Source organism: Hwanghaeella sp. (genome assembly GCF_965227365.1).
Lineage (GTDB): Bacteria > Pseudomonadota > Alphaproteobacteria > UBA8366 > Aestuariispiraceae > Hwanghaeella.
The window spans coordinates 522844-534877 of sequence record NZ_OZ245754.1 but is presented as its reverse complement, the minus strand read 5'-3'; the positions used below and the strand labels follow the sequence as shown (position 1 = coordinate 534877).

The 12034-nt window shown below is 59.8% G+C and carries 12 protein-coding genes; 6 read left to right on the top strand and 6 right to left on the bottom strand.

Annotation, left to right across the window (positions count from 1 at the left end):
- Positions 1–18 precede the first annotated feature (18 nt).
- Together ACQK2G_RS02360 and ACQK2G_RS02355 are read right to left on the bottom strand one after the other, a co-directional pair.
- Positions 19–477, bottom strand: coding sequence for a MaoC family dehydratase (locus ACQK2G_RS02360; protein ID WP_425403411.1), 459 nt, complete (start codon positions 475–477; stop codon positions 19–21).
- A gap of 174 nt (positions 478–651) precedes the next feature.
- Complete coding sequence (locus ACQK2G_RS02355; protein WP_425403410.1) at positions 652–2046, bottom strand: amidase; 1395 nt, start codon at positions 2044–2046, stop codon at positions 652–654.
- A 120-nt stretch (positions 2047–2166) separates the two neighbouring features.
- On the opposite strand from ACQK2G_RS02355, the gene ACQK2G_RS02350 reads away from it, so the two are divergent.
- Complete coding sequence (locus ACQK2G_RS02350) at positions 2167–3285, top strand: CobW family GTP-binding protein (protein ID WP_425403409.1); 1119 nt, start codon at positions 2167–2169, stop codon at positions 3283–3285.
- Positions 3286–3351: 66 nt separating this feature from the next.
- Here the strand turns inward: ACQK2G_RS02350 and ACQK2G_RS02345 are convergent, their stop codons facing one another.
- Both ACQK2G_RS02345 and ACQK2G_RS02340 read right to left on the bottom strand, forming a co-directional pair.
- Positions 3352–3555 (bottom strand): YqaE/Pmp3 family membrane protein, encoded by a 204-nt coding sequence (locus ACQK2G_RS02345; protein WP_425403408.1) that lies wholly within the window; start codon positions 3553–3555, stop codon positions 3352–3354.
- 326 nt (positions 3556–3881) lie between these two features.
- Entirely contained in the window at positions 3882–4754 is an 873-nt protein-coding gene (locus tag ACQK2G_RS02340) for an OmpA family protein (RefSeq protein ID WP_425403407.1), read from the bottom strand.
- 439 nt (positions 4755–5193) lie between these two features.
- Between ACQK2G_RS02340 and ACQK2G_RS02335 the strand changes: the two genes are divergently transcribed.
- Positions 5194–6681: a M48 family metalloprotease gene (locus tag ACQK2G_RS02335; protein WP_425403406.1), complete on the top strand. Its 1488-nt coding sequence runs from the start codon at positions 5194–5196 to the stop codon at positions 6679–6681.
- A 29-nt stretch (positions 6682–6710) separates the two neighbouring features.
- Here the strand turns inward: ACQK2G_RS02335 and ACQK2G_RS02330 are convergent, their stop codons facing one another.
- Positions 6711–7538, bottom strand: a complete 828-nt coding sequence (locus ACQK2G_RS02330) for a universal stress protein (RefSeq protein WP_425403405.1) — start codon at positions 7536–7538, stop codon at positions 6711–6713.
- A 214-nt stretch (positions 7539–7752) separates the two neighbouring features.
- Here ACQK2G_RS02330 and ACQK2G_RS02325 point away from each other — a divergent pair, with 214 nt between their 5' ends.
- The 4 genes from ACQK2G_RS02325 (at position 7753) to ACQK2G_RS02310 (ending at position 11055) form a co-directional block, all read left to right on the top strand.
- On the top strand, positions 7753–8373 hold the full coding sequence (locus ACQK2G_RS02325) for a TetR/AcrR family transcriptional regulator (RefSeq protein WP_425403404.1): 621 nt from the start codon (positions 7753–7755) through the stop codon (positions 8371–8373).
- 2 nt (positions 8374–8375) lie between these two features.
- Complete coding sequence (locus ACQK2G_RS02320) at positions 8376–8870, top strand: GNAT family N-acetyltransferase (RefSeq protein WP_425403403.1); 495 nt, start codon at positions 8376–8378, stop codon at positions 8868–8870.
- Positions 8871–9004: 134 nt separating this feature from the next.
- A complete protein-coding gene (locus ACQK2G_RS02315) occupies positions 9005–10009 on the top strand; it encodes a zinc-dependent alcohol dehydrogenase family protein (protein ID WP_425403402.1) in 1005 nt (334 codons plus the stop codon).
- 92 nt (positions 10010–10101) lie between these two features.
- Complete coding sequence (locus ACQK2G_RS02310; protein WP_425403401.1) at positions 10102–11055, top strand: DMT family transporter; 954 nt, start codon at positions 10102–10104, stop codon at positions 11053–11055.
- Between the two features lie 28 nt (positions 11056–11083).
- On the opposite strand, the gene ACQK2G_RS02305 is transcribed toward ACQK2G_RS02310, so the two are convergent.
- A complete protein-coding gene (locus ACQK2G_RS02305; RefSeq protein ID WP_425403400.1) occupies positions 11084–12031 on the bottom strand; it encodes a GDP-L-fucose synthase family protein in 948 nt (315 codons plus the stop codon).
- Positions 12032–12034 lie beyond the last annotated feature (3 nt).

Genomic DNA, 12034 nt, shown 5'->3' with positions numbered 1-12034 from the left:
GGACGACCGCCGGCCGTGCTACTTCCTCAGCTCCGCACGGGAGCGGACCATCATCTTGGCCTGCCCGTCGCATACGATGGTATCGCCGACACGCGCCGTCGTCTTGCAGATAAGACGCCGCTTTTCGGGGATCAGCTCCGTGACCACCGCGCGCGCTTCGACCGTGTCGCCCGCGCGCACCGGCGCCAGGAAGCGCAGATCCTGGCTGAGATAGATACAGCCCGGCCCCGGCATCTTGGTTCCCAGAACCGTGGAGATCAGGCTGGCCGTCAGCATCCCGTGTGCGATACGGCCCTTGAAAATCGTGTCTTCGGCGAATTCCTGGTTCACATGCACGGGGTTCATGTCCCCGGTCACGCCCGAGAAAAGGACGATATCGGCTTCGGTGATCGTCTTCGCAAAAACGGCGGACATTCCAACACTGAGATCTTCGAAAAAATATCCGTTAAGATCTTCATGCAGCAACGCGCTGTCCATGAATTCCCACTCCTTTTTTGCGAGCGTTACCCGCCCCATTGACGGCCAATGCCGCCATCCGGTCGTTGACACGCCGGCATTTTGAACCGGACCGAACGATAGCCGCCGTGTTGCGGGCAGGCAAGCAACCTTCGCAGCCGCAGCAAAGTACCGCGGCAGGCGAAACGGCCGGCCTTACCCTTTCGGTTCGATGGGTTGCGTCGAGATGCCGGATGCCTGTTGGAAAAGGTGTGCCATCGCAAGCAGTTCGCCGTCGCCACGGGGCTTGCCGACCAGTTGGATACCGACCGGAAGGCCGTTTTCCGTGAAGCCGCAGGGCACCGAAATTGTTGGGCAGGACGTGCAGGTGATCGCGTAGCTCATCGCCAGCCAATCGATGTAGTTGTCGAATCGATGACCGTTCACCTCCTCGACATAGCGCTGATCGACATCGAAGGGCGGGACGATCGCGGTGGCGCAGGCCAACAGGTCGTATTCCCCGAAAAAGGACGCGACACGGGCATACAACGCCGCACGCGCCCGTTCCGCCTTACCGATCTCGTCGGCATTCAAACCCATGCCCTTTTCGATATTCCAAATGACGTCGGGCTTCAGCTTGTCCCGATGATTCTCCAGGTCGAGCGCATGGCCCGTAACGAAAATCAATGCACGCATTGTCTGGAAAATATCAGGCGTGTCGGTCAGATCCGGACAGGCTTCCTCCACGGTGGCGCCCATCGCCTCGAACGTGCCCGCGGCGCCCTTGATGATTTCCGTCACACGCGGGTCGACCTGGAGAAAACCAAGATTGGGCGAGAGTGCGACACGCTTCGGCGCCTTCGGGTTTCGGACCTGATCGAGATAACTCTTCGCCGGCGACGGTCTGGAAATCGGATCTTCGATATGCACACCGGCCATCGAATCCAGAAACAGGGCGACATCCTCGACCGTGCGCGCCATCGGGCCTTGCACGCTCAGATTATCGTAAGGCATGGACGAGGAACTGCGCGCCACCGTCCCGGGGCTGGGTCGGAAACCGACGACATTGCAGAAACTGGCCGGCGTGCGCAGCGACCCGCCCAAATCCGAGCCGGTGGCAAGCCAGGTCATCCCGGTGGCCAGGGCAACCGCCGATCCGCCGGACGACCCGCCGCAAGTCAGCGCCGTGTTCCAAGGATTGCGGGTCTTTCCGAAAACCTCGTTGAACGTATTTGCGCCGGCCCCGAATTCCGGCGTATTGGACTTGCCGATCGTAATTCCGCCGCGCGCCTCAACCGTTTCCACCATGATGTCCGATCGGGCCGGAACGTGGTCCGCGAAGATCGGCGACCCATAGGTGGTTCGTACCCCCTCGACATCATTCAGGTCTTTCACGGCCACGGGCAGGCCGCCCAGCAATGTGTCTTTCAGACCGGGTTTCTTCGCGGCGGCGCGGGCACGTTCGGGACAGAGCGTGACCATTGCATTCACCGGACCGTCGACCTTGGAAATCCGATCGTAGGCCGCATCGACAAAGTCCTCGGGCTTCGTATCGCCTTTGTGCAGGCTGTCGACGGCTTCCACCGCTGTCATTGAAATCAGATCGGTCACGGCACCCCTCCCCGGGATTATCTGTTGGGCTATTTCTTTCGTATGATGCGGCCCTGGAAGGCCTTGGACCAACCGTTATCCTGGTTTAGGGAAAAGGATCAAGGCAAAGCCGAGGGTATGATGACCGATACGCAACAAACCACCACCGACGACGGACAGGAACGCCTTCCGGTTAGCGTGCTGACCGGCTTTCTCGGCAGCGGTAAGACGACGTTGCTGAAATCGCTGCTCAAGCATCCCGGCATGGAGGAGACGGCGGTCGTCATCAACGAGTTTGGCGAGGTCGGCCTGGATCATCTGCTCGTCGAGCAAAGCTCGGAAGATACGATCGTGATGGATTCCGGTTGTTTGTGCTGCACGATCCGGGGCGATCTGATTGAAACCCTGCGAAGCCTTATCCGGCGCCGATGGAAAGGCGAAATCCCGCCATTCAAACGTCTGATCATCGAGACGACCGGTCTGGCCGACCCCGCCCCCATCCTGCACACCTTGATGACCGACCCGGTGATTTCCACGCGTTATCGTCTGGACGGCGTGATTACGACGGTCGACGCAGTGAACGGCGCCCTGCAACTCGACAACAATCCGGAATCCGTGAAACAGGCCGCCGTGGCCGACCGGATCCTGCTGACCAAGACGGATATGATCAAAGGCCCAAACCCGGACCGCCTGGAAGAACGCCTGACCGTCTTGAACCCGGCGGCGCGTGTCCTGGCAGTGAGCCATGGCGATGTCGATCCGGAGGTTCTATTCGATGCGGGCCTGTACAACCCCGCGACCAAGGTCCCGGATGTCGAACGCTGGCTGCAGGAAGAGGCCTATGCGGAAGAGCACCAGCATCACCACCATCATGGGCACGAAGGCGACCATGATGGGGAACACGGGCACCATCATGACGTGAACCGCCACGACGATCAGATCCGCAGCTTCTGCATCTCCTACGAAAAACCGATCGACTGGGACGCTTTCGTAGAGTGGATAGAAGCGTTGATCTCGGTCCATGGCAGCAATTTGCTGCGGATCAAAGGCATCCTGAATGTGATACAGGCGGACGGCCCCGTCGCCATTCATGGCGTGCAGCACGTCTTCCATCCGCCGGCCGTCCTGCCCGAATGGACTTCAGAGGATCATACGTCAAAGATTGTCATGATCACGCGGGGCATATCGAAACAGCCCGTCGAAGAGATGCTGCATGCCTTCCTGGACGCTGCAGCACAAAGCCGTCAGATCGGGTCCTGACCGGGGCGGCGCAGAATGCCTGTTTGGCCTTCATGATCCGGGCCCCGAACGTGTCGGGTCCCGACCTTATTGGTCGAGAGAGCCCAGCCCGGCTTCGCGGATCTTCTTATCCGTATTGTACTGACTGAGCGCGTAGACCGCCCATATCGCGGCCGGAACCCACCCTATCAGCGTGATCTGCAGGATCAGGCAGATGATCCCCTGGATCGGCTTGCCGATGGTGAAGAAGGTCAGCCAGGGCAGGATCAAGGCGATAAGCAGACGGATCATGATTAGCTCTCCTTCGGGACGACCGGTCGATTCGATAGTCGGCTACCGTAAAGCGCTTCGCGCGATAGGGACAGGGCCGGAAGTCACAGCCCGGCCATCGGCGTATCGATCTAGATTTTTGGGGGAGGTATGGATCATCCCCATGACACACACTGGGGGGGTACGGGAGGCGTGCGTGCCACGGGGACGATGCCATCGTCGACTGTTTCCAGCCGGTCTTCTAGGTATGGATCCCCACGGCGACCACTGGGGGGTACGGGAGGCGTGAGCGCCGTGGGGACCAAGCCCTCGAGCGGAAACCGCTCGAAGCCTTTGCCGGACGTTAGTTACCGTCCGAAACTGATGACAACGCGACGGTTATTCTGTTCCTTCACATTGTCCCCGGTCTGCACGGCGGGCAGATCTTCACCCAGTGCCGTGGTCCGGATCTTCGTCAGGTTGAAGCCCTTCGCCGCAAGCGCCGCGAACACCGCATCCACCCGCGCTTCGGAAAGCTTCTGGTTGTATTCGGCATCGCCGCGGGTATCCGCGTGACCGGCGAGCCGCAGAACGGTTGCTTTGCCGGAGTCGTAGGCGGCAATTGCCTGATCAATCTTGGCAGCTTCAGCATCCGTAAGCTTGGCGCTGTCGAACCCGAAATAGATGACGATTGCTTTCGGAAGCGGCGGCGGCGGCGCGACCGGCTTCGGCGCGGCGGCGGCAACTTCCTTCGGCTTCATCGCCTCTTCCAGCTTTTCGATATGGAAGATGAAGTCCTTTTTGCAGGCCGCGATATCTTCCGGCTGCAGGTCTTCTTCCTGCTCCTGCATCCAGCAATCGAAAGCGCCCTGGGCGCCGGCCGCATGCTCGGGCGACGCGTCACGGCCGCCAGCATTCAGCGCGTTCATCAAACGCTCACGGGCCGCGGTCAGGACCGGAACGGTCTGCGCCGGCAGATCACGCGCGGAGATTTCCTCCGGCAGCGGGGAATTACCTTCAAGGACGCTCCGGGCGCGCACGGTGAACGTATCGGCGTCGGCCCAGTCGTATTCAGCAGCCTCCATTTCGGCGAGCGCCACATATTCCTTGTGCAGGGCGACGTCGAAAGCGCTGCCGGACGGCGTGGACGCCTTTATATCCGGCAAGCTGCTGACGGCACAGCCCGTCAACAATGCACCCGCAAAGGCAAGGGCCGTGGTTCTTTTCAGAAAACTCTTCATGCTCATTCCTGCTCGTTCCGATCTTCGTTACGCCTGCATGACCCGACTGGATCATTTGGTTTGTTCTGCATGATCCGATGGGGAGGACTGCTGCCTTGCCATTCGGCCGATGCCTTGCTTGCCCCCATAACAACAAGTTCTGTGCCAGAGCGTGCCGGATTTGCCGAACCCCTCCCAAAAAATGGAAAACCCTATTATTTTCAACTGTATAGCATTCGATTGCTGAAGCCTTCCTAATTTAGCAAGATTGAGTTCGACCGGATCGAACGAAACCGCCGACAAAGGATTTCGCCAATTGGTTTGCAAATTGCAAAGTTAACCAAGATTTGCAATTTGCGTTTTGAGACATGGCGGGAATTGAACCGTCAACGGCCCTTTTGATTTCCGGGCGCACCACTTAAATGGAAAGTTACAACGGGACAGATCCGGACGGGTGATCATGCAGACTTTTACTCAACCGCGGATGAGCCGCCGCCATTTTTTGCTGGGGAGCGGTTGTGCCTGCACCGCCGCATTGACCGGTTGTGTGACCACCAACAAAGCGACCGGAAGAAACACCTTCACCGGCTTCTACTCCGTCGAGGACGACATCGCCCTCGGCCGGCAGGAGCACCCGAAATTGGTGAAGCAATTCGGCGGAGAGTACGACGACCCGCGGCTGCAGCGTTACATCGAACAGATCGGTTTCAAGGCGGCACAGTTCACCGAGTACCAGTTCCCCTACAAGTTCACCATCGTGAACTCGCCCATCGTAAATGCGTTCGCGTTGCCCGGTGGCTTCGTCTACGTCTCCCGCGGCCTTCTGTCTCTCGCTTCGAACGAAGCCGAGGTCGCGGGCGTTCTGGCGCATGAGTTGGGTCACGTGAATGCCCGCCATACGGCGGAACGCCTGAGCCAAGCGCAACTCGCGCAACTCGGCATTGGCGTGCTGGGCCTGGCGCTGGGCAACTCCGCCGTGACCAATGCGGTAGGCCAGGTCGCCGGCCTAGCCATCCAAAGTCATTCCCGTGACCAGGAATTGGAGGCCGACACACTGGGCATTCGCTATATGTCGCAGGCCGGCTACGATCCGGACGGCTCCGTCACCTTCCTATCGACCTTGCGGGAACATTCCATGTTGGAGGCCGAAATGAACGGCCTGCCATCGGGATCCGTCGATGAATTCAACATCATGGCCACCCATCCCCGGACCATCGAACGCGTGCGATTGGCGCAACGGCAGGCCGACGCGGTTTCGGTGACGAATGCGCTCGTCGGTCGGGATCCGCATCTGAACGCGATCAACGGGATGCTCTACGGTGATGACCCGCAACAGGGAATCATCGACGGCCATACCTTCGTCCATGGCCCCCTGCGGTTCGAATTCACGGTCCCGGACGCGTTTTTGCTGCGCAACAGTCCGACCCGGATCGCGGCAACACACCCGCAGGGCGCGCTTATTCTGTTCGACATGGCCAAGACCGAGCGCAACCGGTCGATGTTGTCCTATATCCGCAATGTCTGGGCCCCGCAGACACGTTTCAGCGATGCCGAGAAACTTAGGATCGACGGGGCGGATGCAGCGACGGCTTTCACCCAGGGCAACAGCAGCAGCGGCGCCGTCGATATCCGCCCGGTCGCGATCCGCGGTGACGGTGAGAACGTCTTCCGGTTCCTGTTCGTCAGTCCGACCGGCGCCACATCCCGTTTCAGCGAAGGTTTTCGCCGCACGACATACAGCTTCCGGCGGCTGACGCCGTCCGAGGCCTCGTCCGTTCGCGGTCGACGTGTGATCATTGCACAAGCCCATCCGGGCGACACGGCGGAGGCACTCGCCAGAACGATGCCGTTCGGCAATTTCAACGAGCGCGCGTTCCGGGTTCTTAACGACCTTGGCCCGGACGACATTCTGTCGCCGGGCCAATTGATCAAGATCGTCGCCGCTTGACCGCGGCGCCAAGGCGCCGCGCATCGCGATCAGTGAGACATCAGGACGGTCGTCGTCATTCGCTTCAGGATATGGTTCGACACACCGCCGAGGATCAATTCTCGGATCCGGGAATGCCCGTAGGCGCCGAGGACCAGTAGATCGGCATCACCATCGGCAACGGAATTCAGCAGCACGTCTTCCGGGGTGATGTCCTTGGCAATCTCGCGCGAGACGCGCGCATTGATACCGTGCTGGGCCAGAAAACGCGCGGCGTCGGAGCCGAACAACTCCTCATCCTCCGGCGGATTGACGCAGATGATTTCGACCTCGCTCGCCTTGTTCAGGAACGGCAGGGCGTCTTTCAGCGCACGCGCGGATTCCCGGCTGCCGTTCCAACCGACAACGACACGCTTTCCGAAATTTTCCACCCGGCCCGCATAGGGCACGAGAAGGACCGGGCGACCGGATTCCAGAATGACGTAATCCGGAACACCGCGATACTGCAGCGGGTCGTCATCTTCGTTTTCCTGCCCCATTACGATCAAGTCGACTGCGCGTCCTTCGGTGCACATGGCAACACCGATATCGCCGCGTGCAGTCGCCCATTCCGAGCGGGACTGCCACCCGGCCAGATCCATCGCATGATCGAACTGCGCCTTTGCCGCGGCCATCTGTTCGTCCAGATCCTTTTCGTACATCTCGAACACTTCCTGCGGCACATGGACCGACGCATAGGTCGGAATGGCGACAGGCGGCCGTACAGCCAGACCGATCAAATGGGCGTCGTTTTCCCGCGCGAGTTTCGCGGCGGCAGCCAAGCTGCGCTCCGACCGCTTCGTATTGTCGACATATACCAGGATTGACGTGAGGTTCATGGACGGTCTCCGTGTCTAAATGCCCCGAGCCTGCACCCACCGCACATTGAACCGATGCGCGCAGCCCCCTTTATCATTCTCGTTAACTTAAACGCGAAACGACACGGTACATTTGACTTGCATCAACGCAAAAAATTATTTTTTATAAAACGGACCGTCTCGTTTTTTAATATTTAATCCCACGTCCCATTTGAACCTACCGTCGAGGTTAATCATGAACGCCGTCCGCGGCCGTCCAAGATCGACAACCAGCGCTCAAGCCATCCTGGCCGCCGCGGAACAACTCTTCGCGGAAAATGGCTATTCCGGCACCAGTATCGAAGCGATCGCCAAGCAGGCCGGTGTCGGAAAACAGACAGTCTACCGCTGGTGGCCGACGAAATCGCATCTCGCCGCCGCGATTTACGAGAAACTGGCGCCCGGTCGCGAAATCGCCCCCCATACCGGGGCGTTACAATCCGATATCGCGACTATGCTACGGACTTTGTTCGCGGCCTATTCGGCCGGCCCCGCGGCAGCATTGCTGAGCGGCCTTATCGTAGAGGCACAGGGCAGCAACACCGCCGTCATGGATTTCCGCAAGGGATTCTTCGAACAACGTCGCGAAATCACTGTCGCCGTATTCGAAGATGCGCGTCGCCGCGGGGAGATAACCGCCGGGGCGGATATCGACATGCTTTCCGACATGCTTATCGGCGCGATCTGGATGCGGCTGTTGGCCGGCCATGCGCCGTTGGACGACGCCTACGCCGATGCACTCGCAAGCTGCCTTGTCGCCGCAGCATCGGCCGCGCCCGAAACAACGGCGGAAACGCCGGGCCAGGAAGGAGTGTGAGGATGTCAACGGAAACGGAATATTCGGGTTTCGAACCCGGCGCCGTGGAGCGAGTCATCGCCTTGCACATGGATTACTATGGTCCGAACTGGCAGTTCGGTCCGGCATTTGAGAAATACCTGTTGGATGGATTGAACGAATTCACCGCCCGGCTGAATCCCGAAAAGGATCTGTTCCTCGTCGCGAAACGTGGCGGAGAGATCGTCGGGTCCGTGTGCATCGACGGCAGTGCAGCCGAGAGCGCCCAACTACGCTGGTTCATCCTGGACCAATCCTGTCATGGAATGGGAATAGGCAATGGGCTGATGAGCCGCGCGATGGCGTTTGTCGAGAAGGCCGAACATCGCCACGTCTTTCTATACACGTTCGTAGGGCTGAATGCCGCCTGCAGGCTATACGAGAAGCATGGTTTCCACCTGACCGAAACCCTGGCTGAGGACAACACCTACGGCACACCGGTCACCGCACTGCGATACGATTGGCCGGCGAAGGCATAGACCGGCGAAACACGCACGGTTCGGATATACGGCAATTCCGTAAAACTCACATTCCGTTTCGACGGTGGTCAAAACCCGCATACCGCCCCATTATCGCTTGCAATCGCGAAACACGAAAACGGGTGGGGATATCCATGAAAGCCTTTGAAATCGTCAGTCCCGACGGAATCGATGCCTTGAATCTCGCGGACCGGCCAAGCCCTGCGCCCGGCCCTGGCGAAGTCCTGGTGCGGATCCGCGCGAACAGCATCAATTTCCGGGACTTGTCGACCATCCTGGACCCGGAACCCCGGGGTATCCCCTATCCGAGAATCCCCAATTCCGACGGCGCCGGCGAGGTACTCTCCGTCGGTCCCGGCGTCACGGAATGGAAGCCGGGCGACCGGGTCGCCGGCACTTTCTTCCGTGATTGGGACAGCGGCGGCATCAGTGCCGCCATCATGGCCAGCGCGCTGGGCGGCGCCACCGACGGTGTCCTTGCCGAGGAAGTCGTCCTGCCCGAGCGCGGCCTTGTCGCGATACCTGACTATATGAGCTTCGAGGAGGCCGCCACCCTGCCCTGCGCGGCGCTGACCGCCTGGCGTGCCTTGGTGGAAGAAGGAAAGCTGCGCGCCGGCGAGACAGTTCTGTTACTGGGTACGGGCGGCGTTTCGATCTTCGCGCTGCAGATTGCCAAAATGCATGGCGCCACCGTGATTCACACCTCCAGCAGCGAAGAGAAACTCGCCCGCGTCCGTGCCATGGGCGCCGATCATTGCATCAACTATCGCGAGACGCCGGAATGGCAGGACGCCGTTCTGGATATCACCGACGGCATCGGTGTCGACCATGTGGTCGAGGTCGGCGGCGGCGGTACGCTCGCCCGTTCCGCAGGCGCCGTTCGCGTCGGCGGCCATATCGGCCTGATCGGAATCCTCACCATGGATCGGGTCGATCCCACATTGCTGATGCGCAAGTCTGTCCGCATGACCGGTATCTATGTCGGGTCGCGGCAAATGTTCCGTTCCATGCTCAGAGCTTTCGAAGCCCATCAGGTTCGGCCCGTCATAGACCGGACCTTTGCCTTGGCCGAAGGTCGGGAAGCATTCCATCACATGCAACGCGCCGGGCATTTCGGGAAAATCACTATTTCCCTGTAACCCCGTTCGCACCGTGCCATCCGAAGGGATAGGTTTTGCCCATAAGTAGAGCGGTTTTTCCCGCTCGCCCAATAAACAAACAGGGAACGACCATGACCGACGGGATGAAGCGATCGACGATCTACTGGGCATACGCGATGCTCCTCCTCGGCGTTTGCGGCCATGCCAGCAGCGAGTTCGTCGCAAAGCTGACCGGGGTCGTTGGACCGGAAGTCACGGTCTGGCGCTTCATGCTCGGCGGCCTCGGATTGGTTACCGTCTCCCTGATTTGGCCATCGTCCCGGAACCTGTTGGAACCTTTGCGCAAGGACGGCGCTGCGATCGTCGCGCTGTCCATCCTTGGGATGACGGCGGCACAACTGCTTTTCCACTGGGCGCTCGACTACGCGACGGTCATCCAGGTGGCGACGCTGGTCACCACAATGCCGATCATCGTCGTGGTGGTGAACAGGATCGTCAACAAGGTCCCGATTTCCACGCCGAAGCTGGTCAGCGGCCTCGGCGCCCTGGCCGGCGTGATCTTCCTGATCACCGACGGTTACCTCAGTCAGGTTCTGGCGGATGCCTCCGTTATCGGGATGTTCCTGGCACTCAGCTGCGGCGCTCTTGGTGCCATCTACATCGTCCTGTCGAAGCCGTTCTTCGTGAAGTACGGCGCCGTGCGGATGACGACATATACCTTCGCGCTCGGCTTCTTCGTTTTGTGGCCTTTCGTTGGACTGGTCTGGGGAATTTGGGTCGACCCGACCACGCTGTTCGACCGGCCGTTGGACAACGCCCTGGCGATCATCACACTCGGTGTCTGGAACACCACCATAGGGTTTGTCCTGTGGTTGGGCGGATTGGCACTGGTTCCCGATACCGGGCGGGCCAACTACATGTTCTTCCTTAAGCCCGTGATCGCCGCGTTCCTCGCAGTCTGGATCCTGAACGAACCGATCACCTTCGCCCAAGGCCTCGCCATTCTGGCCGTGACCGGTTGCGTCGCCGCCGAAGTCTTCTGGGATGAAATCGTCGGATACAGAAGGCGACGCTCCAGGGCCTGAACGGCCAAAGGACTAATCGGCCAAAGGATCAATCGGCCAAGGCGCTGCCCGTCTCGATATACCAGCGATAGGTTTCCGCCAGCCCCTCACGGAACGGGATCCGCGCGGTCCAACCCAACTCACTTAGCCGCCCGACATCGACGAGCTTTCGCGGCGTTCCGTCCGGCTTGGTCGTGTCGAAGATCAATTCGCCGTCGAAGCCGACGACCTCGCAAACGGTTTCCACCAATTCGCGGATCGTCATTTCCCGACCGACACCCACATTCAGCAATTCCCCGGTCGACCCATCGACATGCTGCATGCAGTAAAGCGTCGCATCCGCCATATCGTCCACATGCAGGAACTCCCTGCGCGGCGTTCCCGTCCCCCAAACCGTCATTGAGGCATCGCCACGGACTTTCGCTTCATGCGCCTTGCGCATCAGGGCAGGAATGACGTGGCTTTTCTCCAGGTCGAAATTATCGCCGGGCCCGTAAAGGTTCGTCGGCATCAGGCACAAACTGTTGAAACCGTACTGCTTGGCATAAGCTTGGCACATCTCGATCCCGGCGATCTTGGCGACCGCATAGGCACTGTTTGTCGGTTCAAGCTTTCCGGTCAGCAGCGCATCCTCGCGCATCGGCTGTTCCGCGAATTTCGGATAGATGCAGGTCGATCCAAGAAAGACCAGTTTCTTGACACCGTTGCGGTAGGCCGCATCGATGACATTGGTCTGGATCATCAGATTGTCGCGGATGAACTCACCGGAATAGCTGTCATTGGCGACAATGCCACCGACCTTCGCTGCGGCCAGGAAAACATAATCCGGTTTTTCCTCGGCGAAGAATGCCTCAACCGCGTCCTGGCGCGTCAGGTCCAGTTCACCATGCGTCCGCGTGATCAGGTTCTGGAAACCTTCCTTCGCCAACCGGCGCACGATCGCCCCGCCGACCAAGCCCCTGTGCCCGGCAACAAAGATGCGAGCGTCCTGTTCCATGCG